14 protein-coding genes are annotated in these 16,957 nt (G+C 63.3%); 9 read left to right on the top strand and 5 right to left on the bottom strand.

Annotated features, from left to right (window positions below; translation table 11 throughout):
* Positions 1 to 97 precede the first annotated feature (97 nt).
* Both P0M12_RS29180 and P0M12_RS29175 read right to left on the bottom strand, forming a co-directional pair.
* On the bottom strand, positions 98 to 862 hold the full coding sequence (locus P0M12_RS29180) for a sensor domain-containing protein (protein ID WP_230587602.1): 765 nt from the start codon (positions 860 to 862) through the stop codon (positions 98 to 100).
* Positions 859 to 1,785, bottom strand: coding sequence for a hypothetical protein (locus P0M12_RS29175; RefSeq protein ID WP_030537025.1), 927 nt, complete (start codon positions 1,783 to 1,785; stop codon positions 859 to 861). The genes P0M12_RS29180 and P0M12_RS29175 overlap by 4 nt, the downstream gene beginning before the upstream one ends.
* Positions 1,786 to 1,952: 167 nt before the next feature.
* Between P0M12_RS29175 and lspA the strand changes: the two genes are divergently transcribed.
* The 5 genes from lspA (at position 1,953) to dnaE (ending at position 8,729) form a co-directional block, all read left to right on the top strand.
* On the top strand, positions 1,953 to 2,540 hold the full coding sequence (lspA, locus tag P0M12_RS29170; protein ID WP_228402286.1) for a signal peptidase II: 588 nt from the start codon (positions 1,953 to 1,955) through the stop codon (positions 2,538 to 2,540).
* Positions 2,537 to 3,463 carry an RluA family pseudouridine synthase gene (locus P0M12_RS29165; protein WP_030537024.1) on the top strand — a complete coding sequence of 309 codons (927 nt, stop codon included), beginning with the start codon at positions 2,537 to 2,539 and terminating at the stop codon, positions 3,461 to 3,463. Before lspA ends, P0M12_RS29165 begins: the two co-directional genes overlap by 4 nt.
* Entirely contained in the window at positions 3,460 to 4,143 is a 684-nt protein-coding gene (locus tag P0M12_RS29160) for a hypothetical protein (protein ID WP_030537023.1), read from the top strand. Before P0M12_RS29165 ends, P0M12_RS29160 begins: the two co-directional genes overlap by 4 nt.
* Before the next feature lie 11 nt (positions 4,144 to 4,154).
* A complete protein-coding gene (gene rarD / locus P0M12_RS29155; protein ID WP_051720877.1) occupies positions 4,155 to 5,093 on the top strand; it encodes an EamA family transporter RarD in 939 nt (312 codons plus the stop codon).
* A 99-nt stretch (positions 5,094 to 5,192) separates the two neighbouring features.
* Positions 5,193 to 8,729, top strand: a complete 3,537-nt coding sequence (gene dnaE, locus P0M12_RS29150) for a DNA polymerase III subunit alpha (protein ID WP_003941755.1) — start codon at positions 5,193 to 5,195, stop codon at positions 8,727 to 8,729.
* 92 nt (positions 8,730 to 8,821) lie between these two features.
* Here the strand turns inward: dnaE and P0M12_RS29145 are convergent, their stop codons facing one another.
* Positions 8,822 to 9,055, bottom strand: coding sequence for a hypothetical protein (locus P0M12_RS29145; protein ID WP_003941759.1), 234 nt, complete (start codon positions 9,053 to 9,055; stop codon positions 8,822 to 8,824).
* A 186-nt stretch (positions 9,056 to 9,241) separates the two neighbouring features.
* On the opposite strand from P0M12_RS29145, the gene P0M12_RS29140 reads away from it, so the two are divergent.
* The 3 genes from P0M12_RS29140 to ilvA all read left to right on the top strand — a co-directional run bounded on the left by P0M12_RS29140 (position 9,242) and on the right by ilvA (position 12,983).
* Positions 9,242 to 9,676 carry a nitroreductase family deazaflavin-dependent oxidoreductase gene (locus P0M12_RS29140; protein ID WP_003941666.1) on the top strand — a complete coding sequence of 145 codons (435 nt, stop codon included), beginning with the start codon at positions 9,242 to 9,244 and terminating at the stop codon, positions 9,674 to 9,676.
* A 97-nt stretch (positions 9,677 to 9,773) separates the two neighbouring features.
* Positions 9,774 to 11,549 (top strand): pyruvate dehydrogenase, encoded by a 1,776-nt coding sequence (locus P0M12_RS29135; RefSeq protein ID WP_030537021.1) that lies wholly within the window; start codon positions 9,774 to 9,776, stop codon positions 11,547 to 11,549.
* A gap of 78 nt (positions 11,550 to 11,627) precedes the next feature.
* Positions 11,628 to 12,983: a threonine ammonia-lyase IlvA gene (ilvA, locus tag P0M12_RS29130; RefSeq protein WP_007733150.1), complete on the top strand. Its 1,356-nt coding sequence runs from the start codon at positions 11,628 to 11,630 to the stop codon at positions 12,981 to 12,983.
* Positions 12,984 to 12,996: 13 nt separating this feature from the next.
* Here the strand turns inward: ilvA and P0M12_RS29125 are convergent, their stop codons facing one another.
* Complete coding sequence (locus tag P0M12_RS29125) at positions 12,997 to 13,518, bottom strand: TetR/AcrR family transcriptional regulator (protein ID WP_007733148.1); 522 nt, start codon at positions 13,516 to 13,518, stop codon at positions 12,997 to 12,999.
* Between the two features lie 128 nt (positions 13,519 to 13,646).
* Here P0M12_RS29125 and P0M12_RS29120 point away from each other — a divergent pair, with 128 nt between their 5' ends.
* Positions 13,647 to 15,191 carry an MFS transporter gene (locus P0M12_RS29120; RefSeq protein WP_030537020.1) on the top strand — a complete coding sequence of 515 codons (1,545 nt, stop codon included), beginning with the start codon at positions 13,647 to 13,649 and terminating at the stop codon, positions 15,189 to 15,191.
* A 21-nt stretch (positions 15,192 to 15,212) separates the two neighbouring features.
* Here P0M12_RS29120 and treZ read toward each other — a convergent pair whose 3' ends face one another.
* The gene (gene treZ, locus P0M12_RS29115; RefSeq protein ID WP_030537019.1) at positions 15,213 to 16,934 is read right to left on the bottom strand and encodes a malto-oligosyltrehalose trehalohydrolase; all 1,722 of its coding nucleotides are present in this window, start codon (positions 16,932 to 16,934) and stop codon (positions 15,213 to 15,215) included.
* Positions 16,935 to 16,957: the final 23 nt, after the last annotated feature.

The raw sequence follows: 16,957 nt of genomic DNA, 5'->3' as shown, positions 1-16,957 counted from the left end.
ACCTACTCTCACCGTTCAGTGTGGACGGGCAGTTGTCAAAGGGTCTGTGGTCCCGAATCATTCGCGAAAGGCCGAGACAGGACGAATCCGCTCGTTGTCAGGGCGTTTGTGCGCGCAGGCGATCTGCGGCGGCCGATGCCATCGAGTGGAGAACATCGGGGGCGATCGGACTCGGCGCCGTCGCGGACACCTGAGTCAACGTCGTCCCGACTGCGGCCACGATCGCGTCGGCAACCAAGGTGAAACCGCCACTCTCCGTGATGATTCGGAAAGCGAAAGACGCGTCGCCGACGTTCGGGTCCGACGCTCCGCCGACGCGATAGGTGATTGTCGTTCCGTCGGCATCGGTTCCCGAATACTCCGCACACCCGGCCAGCGTGGTCTGAAGTTTCTCGAAAGCTGCTGCTGCTGCAGTGCCGTCGGCGTACGAAGCAGAGTCCTGATCGATGCTCGTGAAATCGGGGCCGGTGAACATGTCGGAGAGGTCGGCGACCGATCCGGGAGCCTGGGTGGCTATCGGCGCCAGAACCTGGGCGCAGACGGCGGGGTCGGTGCTCGACTTGTCCGCCTCCGAACTTTCCGGCGCCGGTGCGAGGCCGAGGTCGTCGACCGGGTCGGGAACTACGTCGAAGTCGGCAGGTAGCTCGGACAGGGTGAGCGCGGCTCGTTGCAGGCCGTCACGGTCGAGAGGCGCCCCGCTCAGCGGTGCGGCCGGAGCAGCCGTGAACGGCGCCAAGCCGACCTGTGGGGCGGAAACCTGCGTAGTCGTGTCGGCACCAGGCGAGTCGTCCGAGCCGCAACCGGTCACGACGAACAGTGCCGCCGTTGCTGTCAGGCCCAGTGCGAGCGACCGGCGTGTCACGCTTCCCACCGAATGCTGTTGGAGATGGTCTGCCGGATCACCGAGGAGCTGTCCGGGTCGCCGTATGCCTGGTCGCCGCCGACGGTCATCTGTCCGTCGATCGGCAAGGGGAGTGAGAGGTCGACGGTGAGGTTTCCGGAGCCGGCCATGACGTACTGATCGATGTTCAGCGTTCCGGCGTCACCGGCCAGGTTCCAGACCGGGCTCTGCGGGGTCTGCGATACGTCCACCGCGAGCGAAAGCCGATTGCCCTCGCGCGCGGTGAGCGTGACGGTGGTTGTCTGATCGAGCAGGATTTCGCTGCTGACTTGCTGCCGAACCACCCAACGTGCGCCGACACCGACCGGAGCGTCGGGGAGTGCAACGGTCCGGTAGACCGCTTGGCCCAGCGCTTGTTCGATTGCAGCGCGGGCAGCATTGGCCGAGTTGGCGGAGGGCTTCAACCGTAGGGCGGTGATGGCGCCCGAATCCGTGACCGACAATCCGGCCGCAGACCCGTCGGCCCCGCTCAGCGCAGCCTGCAGCGTTGCATCGGGCGAGGTCATCGACGACAGCGTGAGGTCAACGACTGCGGTGGGATCGTCAGCGGTCACGTTTGCCGAGAGCGGGATCGTGATCTCCGGCGAAGAGAAATCCTGCGCCGGTTGTTGATCGATCTGCTGACTCACGACGGCCTGGGTGACGAGCGTCGCCGTCTGCGTGGTGCCGACAGGCAAGTTCGTACGCAAAACCTCGCGCGGCTCGCTTCCCGCCTCGAGAACTTCGACCGTCGCGGCGGTCACCGGAACAGTCACCTCACTCGGCGAGGAGGTCGGGGTGTTCGGAGGTTGATCCGAGTCGCCGCAAGCGGTGAGAACGGTGGTGAGAGCGAGGGCAGCGAGGGCGAACGGAACGCGTCGGCCGGTCGTGGACAGCAGTGGCACGCGCTCCAGGCTAGCCGCAGTTGCAGAGTGCGTGACCCGGTGCGGTGAACATGAGGGATGATGGTTGCGTGAGTACAGACCACCCAGACCGAGATGTCAACGCGGAGGATCAGCCGATTACCGAAATCTCGAAGGCCGACGAGCCCGAAACCGTGAAACCGGAAGCCGTGAAATCGGAAGACGGTGACCTGGCGGTTGCGCCGGTCGAAAAGCCCCGCCGGCTGACCATGCTCATTGCCATCGCCGCTGTCATCCTGCTCTCGGACATTCTCACGAAGGTGTGGGCAGTCGCCGCGGTCAAACCGGGGCAGCCGATCGAAATCATCGGTGACGTGGTCACATTCACGATGGTGCGCAATCCGGGGGCAGCGTTCTCGATGGCGACGTCGATGACGTGGATCCTCACTCTCGTCGCAATCGGTGTGGTCATCGGGGTGATCAAGATCGGTCGCACGCTCCGATCACCGTGGTGGGCGCTCGGTCTCGGCCTCGTTCTCGGCGGCGCGCTGGGTAACCTCGTCGACCGATTCTTCCGCTCTCCCGGAATCATGCGCGGACATGTGGTGGATTTCGTCTCCGTCGGCTGGTGGCCGGTGTTCAACATTGCGGATTCCGCGATCGTCTGTGGCGCGATTCTGCTCGTCGTCCTGACACTGTTCGGCTTCGAACCCAACGGTGAACGCCTGCGTGATCACAAGGCGGACGACAAGAAGCTCACCGAATCGAAGGCTGCAGCCGAGGGAGAAACCAAGTGAGGGAATCCCGTTCGATGCCAGTGCCCGACGGTCTCGATGCCATGCGCGTCGATGCCGGCCTCGCGCGCCTTCTCGGACTCTCGCGCACCGTGGTCGCGACACTCGCGGAAGAAGGCTCGGTACTCGTCGACGGTGTGGCCGTCGGCAAGTCCGATCGTCTGACCGGAGGGTCGTGGCTCGAGGTAGTCCTGCCCGAACCGCCGCGGCCCCTGACCATCGAAGCGACACCGGTCGAGGGAATGGAGATCCTCTACGCCGACGACGACGTCGTGGCAGTCGACAAGCCCGTCGGAGTTGCCGCGCACGCCAGCGTCGGGTGGACGGGACCGACCGTCATCGGCGGACTTGCCGCGGCCGGTTTCCGCATCTCGACGTCCGGTGCCCACGAGCGTCAGGGCATCGTCCACCGCCTGGACGTCGGAACGTCGGGTGTCATGGTGGTTGCCACATCCGAGCGCGCGTACACGTTGCTCAAGCGCGCTTTCAAGCAGCGGACCATCGACAAGCGCTACCACGCTCTCGTGCAGGGACACCCCGACCCGAGCAGCGGAACGATCGACGCGCCCATCGGACGCCATCACGGGAACGACTGGCGATTCACGGTCACGGCCGACGGCAAGCCCAGCGTCACGCACTACGACACCATCGAGGCGTTCCAGGCAGCGAGTCTGCTGGACGTGCACCTCGAAACCGGTCGCACACACCAGATCCGTGTCCACTTTTCGGCGTTGCGCCATCCGTGCTGCGGCGACCTGACTTACGGCGCGGACCCTCGACTTGCCGAAAGGCTCGGCCTCGAGCGCCAGTGGTTGCACGCCGTGTCTCTTGGATTCGCACATCCGGCGGACGGGCGCTGGGTCGAGATCAAGAGCAAGTACCCGAAGGATCTCGAACACGCACTCGAAGTTCTCCGGTCCTCATGACACCGCGCGGGCTTACCCCCGCGCTGGCCGTCGTCGCGGTGGTGGTCGGTGTGGCGGCGGTGGTGGGCGTGGGGTTCGCGAATCCCGTGCCGACCCCGCCGATCCGGACGGACACTCTGGGTCCGGACAGCGGGGAAGCTGTCCCGGACTACCTCGACCGAGCGCGAGATTCTGTTGCGTCGGTCGACGGGCCGGTGTGGGCGTTGGTCTCGTTCACGAAGGCACTCACCGTCGGCGAGGTCATCACGTCGACCAGCAGTGTTCAGGTGCCGGGCGCTGAGGTCTCGGGCGTTCGCGTGTCCAGGGTCATGTTCCGAGTTCCGATCGAACGCGTCCAGACGCCGCTCATGTCGGTGCCCGTGCCCGACAACGACGAAGCAGTGCGCAGATCGCCCGGGGTTGCAGCCACGCGACTGGTCTCGCTCGGCGGCGACACCGATCGTCAGCAACAGGTGGCGCTCGCGTCGGCGAAGCGATTGTCCGGCGGGTGCGCCTGCGCGGTGGGCGTGCTGGTGCGAGCTACTCCCGAAGGACTCGAAGCGATCGAACATGACTCGAACGTCCGTGCAGTGGAAGCGTTGCCGTCCGACGCCTCGCCGTGGTTGGCGGCCGTCCGTCCCTTGCTGCCGGAGTACGTGGACGTCGTTGCTCCCGGCCCCGACGACGGACCGGTCCCGTGAACTCCGGTTCTGTGAACAAGGACGAACGCGCTGAGTCCCGTTCGTCCTCGGGGATCTTCTACGGTGTGGCGGCTTTCCTGTTGTGGGGAACGTTCCCGGCCTTCTTCGGATTACTCGACTTCGCCGATCCGGTCGAGATCCTGGCGCACCGGGTGGTGTGGACCCTTCTGTTGATGCTGATCGTGTTGGCCTTTGCCGGCCGCCTCGGATCGCTTCGCGGAATCAGCGCACGCACCTGGCTGCTGGTGACCGCGGCGTCAGCGGCGATCGCCGTGAACTGGGGCACGTACATCTATGCCGTGGTGTCAGGCCGCGTCGTGGAGGCGGCTCTCGGGTACTTCATCAACCCGCTGGTCACCGTTCTGCTCGGCGTCGTTATCTTCCGCGAACGATTGCGCCGCGCTCAGATCGCCGCGCTCGTTCTCGCTGCCACGGCAGTTGTCGTGATCACGGTCGACTTCGGGAAACCCCCGATCGTCGCTTTGCTGCTCGCCGGCTCGTTTGCCACCTATGGGTTGGTCAAGAAGGTGGTTCCGCTCGATCCTCGAACCAGTTTGACTGCCGAGGGCGTCGTTGCCGCGCCGTTCGCGGTCGGCTACCTCGTGTTTCTCGGCCTGACCGGGGCCGGTGCATTCATCAGCAGCGGTACCGGGCACAGCCTGTTGCTGCTTGCCGCCGGCCCGGTCACCGCGCTGCCGCTGCTCCTGTTCGGCGTCGCCGCTCAGAGAGTTCCGTTGGCGACGATGGGCATGCTGCAGTACCTCACCCCGGCGCTCCAGATGGCGTGGGGTGTGGCCGTCATGCACGAGGACATGCCGGCCTCACGCTGGATCGGCTTCGTTCTGATCTGGGCTGCACTGGTGATCTTCACGACAGACACCTTCGTCGCCAGTCGACGTTCGCGGCGTTCGGTGAGGTCGAGCGCCGAACCCGAGGTTCCGGTCACGTGACCGGAGGCGGCGCACGGCGACTCCGCTACGTCGGTCGCCGGTCGTGTCGGCAGCGCGGCATACACTCGATCTCGCTCCCAGACCTTCAGAGAGGCGCACGTGGCTGACTCGTTCGTACATCTTCACAATCACACCGAGTACTCGATGCTCGACGGTGCGGCCAAGGTCGGCGCCATGTTCGAGGAGGCCGCTCGTCTCGAAATGACCGCTGTCGGCATGACCGACCACGGAAACATGTACGGCGCCAGCCAGTTCTACAACGAGGCAAAGAGCGCCGGCATCAAGCCGATCATCGGCATCGAGGCGTACATCGCACCCGAGTCTCGCTTCAACACCAAGCGAGTTCTCTGGGGAGATCGCAGCCAGAAGTCCGACGACGTCTCCGGTAGCGGTGCGTACACCCACATGACGATGGTGGCCGAGAACGCGACCGGACTCCGCAATCTCTTCAAGCTGTCGTCGCTCGCGTCCATCGAGGGCCAGCTCGGTAAATGGCCACGGATGGACGAGGAGCTCATCGCCGCGCACGCCGAGGGCATCATCGCCACCACGGGTTGCCCGTCCGGTGAGATCCAGACCCGCCTTCGTCTCGGTCACGATCGCGAGGCTCTCGAAGCTGCCGCGAAGTGGCAGGAGATCTGGGGCCCGGACAACTTCTTCCTCGAACTGATGGATCACGGTCTCTCGATCGAGCGCCGTGTGCGAGAGGGTCTGCTCGACATCGGCAAGCAACTCGGTATTCCGCCACTTGCCACCAACGACTGCCATTACGTCACCAAGGACGCCGCCGAGAATCACGAGGCGCTGCTCTGCATTCAGACCGGCAAGACGCTCTCCGACCCCACTCGCTTCAAGTTCGACGGCGACGGCTACTACCTCAAGTCCGCTGCCGAGATGCGCGCCATCTGGGACAACGAGGTACCGGGGGCATGCGACAACACCGTTGCCATCGGCGAGCGTGTGCAGTCGTACGAGGACGTGTGGGCGTTCCACGACCGCATGCCGATCTTCCCGGTCCCGGAGGGACACACGCAGCAGACCTTCCTGCGCGCCGAGGTGATGCGCGGACTCGATCGCCGCTTCCCGAGCGGACCGCCGCAGGAGTACCTCGCCCGCGCCGACTACGAGATCGGCGTCATCAACGAAATGGGCTTCCCGGCCTACTTCCTCGTGGTCGGCGACCTGATCAACCACGCCAAGGACGTCGGGATCCGTGTCGGGCCCGGCCGTGGATCGGCTGCCGGTTCGTTGGTGGCCTACGCGATGGGTATCACCAACATCGACCCCATCCCGTACGGGTTGCTGTTCGAGCGATTCCTCAACCCCGAGCGTGTGTCCATGCCCGATATCGATATCGACTTCGATGATCGCCGTCGCGGCGAGATGGTTCGCTACGCGACGGACAAGTGGGGCAACGACAAGGTCGCCCAGGTCATCACCTTCGGCACCATCAAGACCAAGGCTGCCATCAAGGACTCGGCTCGCGTCCAGTTCGGCAAGCCGGGCTTCGCCATCGCCGATCAGATCACCAAGGCACTCCCGCCGCCCATCATGGCCAAGGACATCTCGGTTTCCGGTATCACCGATCCGAAGCACGAGCGGTACAAGGAGGCCGTCGAGGTTCGAGCACTCATCGACTCCAGCCCGGACGTCGCGAAGATCTACAAGACCGCGGTGGGTCTGGAAGGGCTGATCCGTAACGCCGGTGTGCACGCCTGCGCGGTCATCATGTCGTCCGAACCGCTCACCGACGCAATCCCGGTCTGGAAGCGCGCCCAGGACGGCGCCATCATCACCGGGTGGGACTACCCCTCGTGTGAAGCCATCGGCCTGCTCAAGATGGACTTCCTCGGTCTGCGAAACCTCACGGTCATCGGCGACACGCTCGAGAACATCAAAGCCAACCGCGGCATCGACCTCGACCTCGACACGTTGCCGATGGACGATGCGGCAACATACGAACTGCTCGCCCGCGGCGACACTCTCGGTGTGTTCCAGCTCGACGGCGGCGGTATGCGCGAGTTGCTGAAACTGATGCAGCCCACCGGATTCGGCGACATCGTCGCCGCCTTGGCGCTGTATCGACCGGGACCGATGGGTGTGGACGCCCACATCTCGTACGCCAAGCGCAAGAACGCCTTGGAAGACGTCAAGCCGATTCACCCCGAATTGGAGGAGCCGCTCGCGGAGATCCTCTCGGAGACCTACGGCCTGATCATCTACCAGGAGCAGATCATGCAACTGGCGCAGAAGGTGGCCGGGTACACTCTGGGTCAGGCCGACTTGCTGCGTCGCGCCATGGGTAAGAAGAAGCTGTCCGAGCTGGAAAAGGCCTACGCCGGCTTCCGGCAGGGCATGTTGGACAACAACTTCAGCGAAGCCGCCATCAAGGCGCTGTGGGACACGGTCCTTCCCTTCGCCGGCTACGCGTTCAACAAGTCGCACTCCGCCGGCTACGGACTCGTGTCGTACTGGACTGCGTACCTCAAGGCGAACTACCCGGCCGAGTACATGGCGGGTCTGCTGACCTCCGTCGGTGACGACAAGGACAAGTCCGCGATCTACCTCGCCGACTGCCGCAAGTTGGGCATCACCGTTCTCCCGCCGGACGTCAACGAGTCACGCGTCGACTTCGCGACCGTCGGCGACGACATCCGTTTCGGTATGGGGTCGGTGCGCAACGTCGGCGCCAACGTCGTCGCCTCGATCATCAAGGCGCGCACCGAGAAGTCGAAGTTCACAGATTTCTCCGACTATCTCGGCAAGATCGACGCGATGGCTTGCAACAAGAAGGTCACCGAATCGCTCATCAAGGCCGGTGCTTTCGACTCGTTGGGTCATCCGCGCAAGGGCCTGATGTTGGTCCATGCCGACGCCATCGACTCCGTGATGAGCACCAAGAAGGCGGAGGCGATCGGACAGTTCGACCTCTTCGGCGGTGCCGAGGCGGACGAGTCGATCACCTCGGTGTTCGACGTCAAGATTCCTGACGAAGAGTGGGATTCCAAGCATCGCCTGGCGCTCGAACGAGAGATGCTGGGGCTGTATGTCTCCGGTCACCCGCTCAACGGCGTCGAGCACATTCTTCGCCAGCAGTCCGACACGTCCATCGCCGCGATTTTGGAAGGCGGCGTCCAGGACGGTGCCCAGGTAACTCTCGGCGGCATCATCGCCTCGGTGGACCGCCGGGTCAACAAGAACGGTCTGACCTGGTGCATCGTGCAGCTCGAAGATCTCGTGGGTGGAATCGAGGTGCTGTTCTTCCCGCAGGCGTACGCCGTGTACGGAATGGACATCGCCGAGGATGCCATCGTGTTGGTCAAGGCTCGCGTTTCGATCCGAGACGATCGGATGTCACTGATCGGCAACGACCTTGCGGTACCTGATATTTCGGCGATCGGGGTTGCGCGTCCGCTGTCGGTCTCGCTGCCGCTTCGGCAATGCACCAAGGACAAGCTCAGTGCTCTCAAGCAGGTGTTGACCAGGCATCCGGGGACGTCCGATGTCCATGTCCGACTGATCGGCGGAACCGAAATCAGCTTGTGGAAGGTCGACGACGTCCTTCGGGTCGAACCGTCCTCGGCACTGATGGGCGACCTGAAGGCATTGCTCGGACCGAGTTGCCTGACGGTCTGACCGCCGAGCGGACCTGAACCGAACGAAGGGACCTTGCTGCTGATGCAGCAAGGTCCCTTCGTGGTTCGCGGGAGTTCGGGGGAGTGCGGTGATCAGGTGGTGCGTGAGTAGTGCACGCGCCGTACCCACCACGTGACTACAGCGGCCGTTGCGGCAGTCAGTACGGCCACCTGCATCGACTGCGTGACGGCACCGGCGACGACGAACAGCACGAACCCGACCACGAGAGCTTCGATCTTGTACAGCGGCCACCGAGTTCCGGCCAGATCGACGCAATAGTCGGGGGAGGGGCGTGATTCGCGAGTGGAGATATCGGCGGTGGTCATCTCGTCCCTTTCTGATACGGCTGTTCGAAGCTGTGGTTTCAGAGTAGCCAGAGATGAGAGTTCGGGCAAGCGAACTTTATTGATCGGCAGCTCACTTAATCGATCAACCAGGGGAGTGCGCGGGCGACAGGCCTGGTCGGCGTGGTTCGGTGGCCAAGGTGCTCGAGTGGGTGTTCACTGGTAGACATGCCAATCACAGGTGAGTACGAACCCAGTCCAGCGTCGTGGGCCGCCGATCAGGTCGCACGCATCGAGAACTCCGGTGGCACCGAGGGAAACGACATGAACGGCATGCCCGTCGTCGTTCTCACGACCATCGGGGCAAAGTCCGGCAAGGTCAGGAAGACGCCGCTGATGCGGGTCGAGCACGACGGTTCGTATGCCGTTGTGGCTTCGCTCGGTGGCGCCCCGAAGAATCCGGTCTGGTACTACAACGTCAAAGCCGACCCGCACGTCACGCTGCGTGACGCGACGCAGGTCTTCGACCTGGTTGCTCGGGAAGTCACCGGCGACGAGAAGGCGGTCTGGTGGGAGCGCGCTGTCGCTGCGTACCCCGACTACGCCGATTATCAGACGAAGACCGATCGTGAGATTCCGGTGTTCGTGCTCGAACCCAAGTAACCCCGCATTCCACAAGAAGCGCTGCATCAATCACAAGTAAATCGTCACTCCCGGGGGTCGGCGATCCCGACTCCCGTGAGTGTGTCATGGAGGTCTGATGAGTCCGAAAACCGTTGCAGATCAATTGGTTCAGCAGCTCGTTGACGCGGGTGTCAGTCGGATCTACGGCATTGTCGGTGACAGTCTCAATCCCATCGTCGATGCGGTTCGTCGCACCGGTGGTTCCGAGAAGGGCGGAATCGATTGGATACACGTCCGGCATGAGGAAGCAGCCGCCTTTGCGGCCGCAGCGGATGCCCAGATCACCGGAAAACTCGCAGTGTGTGCCGGATCCTGCGGTCCCGGAAACCTTCACCTGATCAACGGCCTGTACGACGCTCATCGTTCGGGCGCGCCGGTCCTCGCGATCGCCTCGCACATCCCCAGCGCCCAGATCGGAATGGGTTACTTTCAGGAAACGCATCCCGAGCGGATCTTCATCGAATGTTCGAGTTACACCGAACTCGTCAGCACGGCAGTCCAATCACCACGCGTGGTGCAGTCGGCGATTCAGCATTCGGTGGCTCGAAACGGCGTCTCGGTGATCGTGCTTCCCGGGGACATCGCCGATTGTCCGGCAGAAGGCACCCCGCCGACACTCGTCGAAACCCGAAGGCCGACAGTCGTTCCGGATGCCGGTGACGTGTTGGCGTTGGCAGACGTGATCAACGGCGCACGCAAAGTTGCGATCTTCGCCGGCGCGGGCGTGCGAGATGCGCGCGCGGAGGTTCTGGCGTTGGCCGAAACCGTCGGCGCTCCCATCGGGCATTCACTGCGTGGCAAGGAATGGATCCAGTACGACAATCCATACGACGTCGGGATGACCGGATTGCTCGGTTACGGTGCGGCGCACGACGGTATCCACGGCGCCGATCTCCTGCTCCTGATCGGTACGGACTTTCCCTACGATCAGTTCTTGCCCGACGACGTTCGTACCGCTCAGATCGACATCGCGGCCGAGCGGTTGGGGCGTCGAACCAGCCTGGACCTGGCTGTGCACGGCGACGTCGCGAGCACCTTGAGCGCACTGATTCCGCAGCTCGATCGAAAGACCGACCGCGGGTTCCTGGAGGACACGCTCGCCAAGCACAACACTCTGATGACCAAAGTGGTTGGTGCATACACGGATCCGGTCAAGCAGCGCACGCCGATTCACCCCGAGTATGCGGCCTCGATCTTGGACGATCTGGCAGCCGACGACGCAATCTTCACCGCCGACACCGGGATGTGCAACGTGTGGACGGCGCGCTATCTCAATCCGAACGGATCGAGACGCTTCATCTCCTCGGCGCTGCACGGATCGATGTCCAATGCGCTCCCACATGCGATGGGTGCTGCATGGTCGAGTCCGGGGCGTCAGGTCATCTCGGTGTCGGGCGACGGTGGATTGTCGATGCTGCTCGGTGAGTTGGTCACCGTCGCGATGTACAAGTTGCCGGTCAAGATCGTGGTGTTCAACAACTCGACGCTCGGAATGGTCAAGCTCGAGATGCTGGTCGACGGCCTTCCGGATTTCGGGGTCGACGTGCCCGCGGTCGACTACGCGGCGGTTGCTGCTGCGCTCGGTATCTTCTCGCGCCGAATCGAGAATCCTGCGGACATCGAAGCGGGCCTACGCGCCGCGCTCGATCATGACGGTCCGGCCTTGGTGGATCTGGTGACCGATCCGTTGGCATTGTCGTTGCCGCCCACCATCACCGGTGGTCAGATGAAGGGCTTCGCTTTGGCGATGTCGAAGATGGTGATGAACGGCGGCGTCGGCGAGGCAGTACAGATGGCCAAGTCGAATCTGCGGAACGTGCCACGTCCCTCACAGTTGGATCCGCGCGGCTGACCTACCGCCACCCTGCCTCGCAGACCATGCGGGGCGGGGTGGTGGGAAGGTTGATCTCCGACGTGCGAAAATGGCGGGGTGTCTAACTCGCCCGATGTCGTAGTAACGAAGTCCACCGTCCCCGCGCTCGACGCGCAGGAGATCGACGCGGCCATCGAGCGAATTCAGCACGTCATTGCGGCGACACCCCTGCAGTACAGCGATCGTCTTTCGGCGTTGACCGGGGCACACGTGTATCTCAAGCGTGAGGACCTCCAGGGCGTTCGTTCGTACAAGATTCGTGGCGCTTACAACCTGATCGCTCAGCTCAACGAGGCTGAACGCGGTGCCGGCGTAGTGACTGCCAGTGCCGGTAACCATGCGCAGGGTGTTGCTTTCGCGTGCCGAACGATGCAGATCAAGGGTCGGATCTACGTTCCGGCCAATACCCCCAAGCAGAAGCGTGATCGCATTCGCGCCCACGGCGGAGCGTTTGTCGAACTGTTCATGATCGGTGAGACCTATGACGCCGCCGCTGCTGCGGCCGCCGAGGACGTAGCCGAAACCGGCGCAACCATGGTTCCCCCGTTCGACGACGTGCGCACCGCTGCGGGGCAAGGAACCATCGCAGCGGAGATTCTCACGCAATTGGACGCCCCTCTCGACACGATCGTCGTGCCGGTCGGCGGCGGCGGTTGCATTGCGGGCATCGCCACCTACCTGCACGAACGGTCGCCCAAGACGTCGATCGTCGGGATCGAGCCGTCCGGTGCGGCGTCAATGACGGCCGCTCTTGTTGCCGGGGGCCCGGTGACTCTTCCCGACGTCGATCCATTTGTCGACGGCGCAGCGGTCAAGAGGATCGGCGATGTTCCCTACGAGGTCGTCTCACGTCTGGGTGCCGCCGTGGTGTCGCACGCGTCGTTGCCGCTCGTGGCTCGTCAACTTCAGACACGGTCCGGTTCGGGATCGTTTGTCGTCAATCAGATCGACGAGGGCGCTATCTGCACGGCGATGCTCGAGCTGTATCAGAGCGAGGGCATCATCGCCGAACCCGCGGGAGCGCTTTCCGTTGCGGCACTTCAGAATTTGACGTTCGAGCCGGGTTCGACCGTCGTGTGCCTGATCTCCGGTGGCAACAACGACGTCTCTCGTTACGGCGAAATCCTCGAGCGTTCGCTCGTTCACCTCGGGCTCAAGCACTACTTCCTGGTCGACTTTCCGCAGGAACCGGGAGCGCTCCGTCGCTTTCTCTCGGACGTGCTCGGGCCGGACGACGACATCGCGCTGTTCGAGTACGTCAAGCGAAACAATCGCGAGACGGGTGCCGCGTTGGTGGGTATCGAACTCGGTTCCGCCGACGGGTTGGCGGCGTTACTCGAGCGGATGGAGCGCGCGCCGATGCAGTCCGAGAGGCTCGAGCCGGGAAGCCCGGCGTACCGCTATCTGACGTAAGAGACGCCCCCGGTCAGGGCCGCAGTCGCTCGACCACCTGTCGATGCAATTCGGGATCCGGCTGGGGGAGCCCGAGCATCGCCGCCAGATACAGGCCGTCGCCGACGAGTCGGATGATCTCGGCCTGCACAGGGTCGGCGATCTCGGTCTGAAGGCCCTTGTCCCAGCTCCGCATCACATGTGTGACGGCTTTCTGGATTTCGTCGTGTTGTCCGTCGACTGTTCTCAGTGCCGCGATGATCGACCGGAAGAGTGAGAGTTCTTCGCTTTCGTTCGCATCGGGGATCTGCAGATAGAATTCGGTGACCGTCGTACCGCCTGCTACGGCGTCTTCGAGTTGCTGATCCGAGCGTTCTCCGAGTCTGCGGACCATCGCCGCGAGCAGTGCTTCCTTGCTGGGGAAGTGATAGAGAAGTCCGCCCTTGGAAACCCCGGCTTCGGCGGCAACGCCTTCGAGCGTGACTTGGGCGACGCCGCTGACCAGCAGCAGCTTCTCCAGTGCGTCGAGAATTCGATCGCGAGTGTCGGCAGCCATGTGATGTGACCCTACCCGGAAATAACTTTACCGCTCGGACGGTTCACTGTTACCGTAGACCTACTGTACCGGCTGGACGGTGCAGTGAAGTCTTTTCGAAAGAACTCAGAGAAAGTCGCAGGGGAGCAATGTCAGTGTCGGCAGATCACACGTCTGCAATCAATCCCGACGAGGTTCGGGCGACAAAGCGTGACTGGGCGGGCTTGATAGTCCTTGCCTTTGCTGTGTTGCTCATCGCAGTCGACGGCACGGTGCTCGATCTTGCGCTTCCGTTCATCAGCGCCGACCTCGAACCGAGCAGCACGCAGTTGCTGTGGATCATCGACGTCTATTCGTTCGTGCTCGCCGGTCTGCTCATCACCATGGGTACGCTCGGCGACCGGATCGGTAGGCGAAAACTGCTCCTGATCGGCGCAGTCGGCTTCGGTCTCGCCTCGATCATCGCCGCTCTCGCTGTCAGTCCCGAGATGCTCATTGGCGCCCGCGTGCTGCAGGGTATTTCCGGTGCAACGCTGATGCCGGCCACCCTCGGTCTGATCCGCACGATCTTCGTCAACCCGCGTCAGCGCACCGAGGCGATCGGTGTCTGGGGCGCGATGGCCGGTGGCGGTACCGCGGCCGGCCCGTTGGTCGGTGGTTGGTTGCTCGAGCACTTCTGGTGGGGTTCGGTCTTCTTGATCAACATTCCGGTCATGATCGCGCTGGTTGTACTCGGCCCGATCCTGATCCCGGAGTCGAAGGACCCCAATCCGGGTCGATTCGACCTCATCAGCGCTGGTCTGTCGATGGCGACCATGTTGCCGCTGGTGTACGCGGTCAAGGAATCCGTGGTGCACGGCGTCAGCATCACGTTGCTGGTGATCGGCCTCGTTGGTCTCGCGGCGGGTTACGTGTTCGTGCGTCGTCAGCGGATGCTGAAGGATCCGATGTTGGATCTGAAGCTGTTTGCCAACGCGTCGTTCTCCACCGCCGTCATCACCAACCTGCTCTCGATCTTCGCGCTGGCAGGTGTCCTGTTCTTCGGCTCGCAGTACCTGCAGTTGGTGCTGGGTAACTCGGCGCTCGACGCCGGCCTGCTGATGCTCCCGGGTATGTTGCTCAGCGCATTCACCGCGGTTGCGGCGGCCTGGTTGATTCGCCGGTGGTCGGTGTCTCACGTGCTCAGCGCGGGCCTCGCGGTTGCCGGTATCGGTGCTGCGATGCTGCTCGCGCTCGGCGTCGACAGCGGCCCGTTGATGTTCGTGATCGGCTTCGGTCTGGCCGGTGCTGGTGTCGGTGTCGCGTTGACGTTGACATCGGATCTCGTGGTCAGCTCGGTGGAACCCGAACGCGCCGGCGCTGCGTCCGCTGTGTCGGAGACCGCGTACGAACTCGGCATCGCGCTCGGCGTGGCGATCCTGGGCAGCGTGGTGATGGCGATCTTCCGCAAGGGAATCGACACCTCGATGCTCGAAGCAGATCAGGCGCACGCTGCACAGGGCACGCTCGGCGGTGCCCTGCAGGAAGCAACGTACCTACCTGGTGAACTCGGTTCGGTGCTTGCCGATTCCGCGAAGTCGGCGTTTGTCGACGGTATGCACGTTGCTGCCGGTGCAACAGCTTTGGTTCTGTTCGTCAGTGCCGCATTGGTGTTGCGGATGCTGCGGAGTACACCAGAGAACGCGAAGCGTTAATACCGGAATCTCGAGAGTTAGTCAGCTTTCGAGTACGACGAACGAGTGCCCCGGCACCACTGTTGCGGACGCGGTCTCGTCCTGTGTCGGCGGATCCCACCAGAGGATGGGGGTTCCGCCGGCCGGGACCGAGGCCGCGTCCGTTCCCAGATTGCACACGATCTGTAATGCGCCGCGGCGCAGGGTGATCCACTGGTCGTCCTCGTTGTAGTCGACGTGCAGGTGCCCCAGCCAAGGGTCGGTGATCTCGATTCGCTTCCTGCGCAGGGCAAGTAGATCGCGATAGCAGGCCAGGACGCGAGCGCGTGTCTCGTCGTCTCGCTCGTCCCAGTCCAGTTTCGATCGCAGAAATGTCTGTGGGTCTTGCGGATCCGGAATGTCGTCACTGTTCCAGCCGTGCGCCGCGAACTCCGCTTTGCGGCCTTTGGCAGTGGCCTCGCCGAGTTCCGGTTCCGGATGCGAGGTGAAGAACTGGAACGGAGTGGTCGCTCCCCATTCCTCGCCCATGAACAGCATCGGCGTGTACGGCGAGAGCAGGACCAGCGCCGCCTTGATCGCCAATTGTCCTGGCGTCAGATAGGCGCTCGGGCGGTCCCCGATCGCGCGGTTGCCGATCTGATCGTGGGTGCACGTGTATGCGAGCAGGGCGCTGGCGGGCTGATGCGTGATGTCGATCGGCCGGCCGTGAACCCGTCCACGGAACGAGGAATACGTTCCGGCGTGGAAGAAACCGCGCCGCAATGTATTTGCAAGGGATTCCAAGGATCCGAAGTCGGCGTAATAACCCTGGCGTTCGCCGGACACGGCCGTGTGAATGGTGTGGTGGATGTCGTCGTCCCACTGCGCGTCCAAGCCGAACCCGCCGGCCGCTCGTGGCGTGATCAGAGTGGCGTCGTTGAGATCGCTTTCGGCGATCAACGTGAGCGGTCGACCCAGATGAGCCGACAGTGTTTCCGTTCGGACGGCGAGTTCCTCGAGGATGTGCGTTGCGGTGTGATCGACCAACGCGTGGACGGCGTCGAGGCGTAGACCGTCGATGTGGAAATCGCGCATCCATCGCAGGGCATTGCCGATGATGTACTCGCGAACCTCGCCCGACTGCGGGCCTCCGATGTTGATCGTTCGGCCCCAGGTGTTCGCTCCATCGGCAATGTAGGGGCCGAACTTTTCGAGGTAGTTGCCCGACGGGCCCAGGTGGTTGTAGACCACGTCAAGGATCACGCCGAGTCCGCGTTCGTGGGCCGCATTCACCAAGCGTTGCAATCCGTCCGGGCCACCGTAGATCTCGTGGACCGTGTACCAGAGCACACCGTCGTAGCCCCAGTTGTGAGTTCCGTTGAAGCCGTTGACCGGCATGATTTCCACGAAGCCGACGCCGAGGTCTACCAGGTGATCGAGACGTTCGATCGCGGCGTCGAATGTTCCTTCGGGGGTGAACGTTCCGATGTGCAGTTCGTAGACCGATGATCCTGGGAGTTGTCGTCCGGTCCACTGAGAGTCGGTCCAGGACGCCTCGTCGAGTTGGTGCAGTTGGGAGCGGAGATGCACGCCTTCGGGCTGGCGTGGTGAACGCGGATCCGGGAGTGTTTCACCGTCGACGACAAAGCCGTAGCGAGCGCGGTTGTCGCAGTCGACCTCGGCGCGCCACCACCCGTCGTCGGTCCGGTCCATCTCGTGCGTGATGCCGTCGACTTCGACCCGGACCGATTCCGGTGTGGGCGCCCAGACCTCGAATGTATGCACACGATCAGCATGCCTTGTTCGGC

Origin of the sequence: Rhodococcus sp. RCBS9, assembly GCF_029457415.1 — a bacterium.
In the GTDB taxonomy this organism is placed as follows: domain Bacteria; phylum Actinomycetota; class Actinomycetes; order Mycobacteriales; family Mycobacteriaceae; genus Rhodococcus_F; species Rhodococcus_F qingshengii.
This window is presented reverse-complemented; position numbering and strand designations above follow the sequence as displayed.

Excerpts from the sequence above, each read along its gene's own strand:
- P0M12_RS29140 (WP_003941666.1), top strand. The coding sequence starts at position 9,242 with ATGCCAATCACAGGTGAGTACGAACCCAGTCCAGCGTCGTGGGCCGCC.
- P0M12_RS29145 (WP_003941759.1), bottom strand. The coding sequence starts at position 9,055 with ATGACCACCGCCGATATCTCCACTCGCGAATCACGCCCCTCCCCCGAC.
- P0M12_RS29160 (WP_030537023.1), top strand. The coding sequence starts at position 3,460 with ATGACACCGCGCGGGCTTACCCCCGCGCTGGCCGTCGTCGCGGTGGTG.
- P0M12_RS29120 (WP_030537020.1), top strand. The coding sequence starts at position 13,647 with ATGTCAGTGTCGGCAGATCACACGTCTGCAATCAATCCCGACGAGGTT.
- P0M12_RS29135 (WP_030537021.1), top strand. The coding sequence starts at position 9,774 with ATGAGTCCGAAAACCGTTGCAGATCAATTGGTTCAGCAGCTCGTTGAC.
- P0M12_RS29125 (WP_007733148.1), bottom strand. The coding sequence starts at position 13,518 with ATGGCTGCCGACACTCGCGATCGAATTCTCGACGCACTGGAGAAGCTG.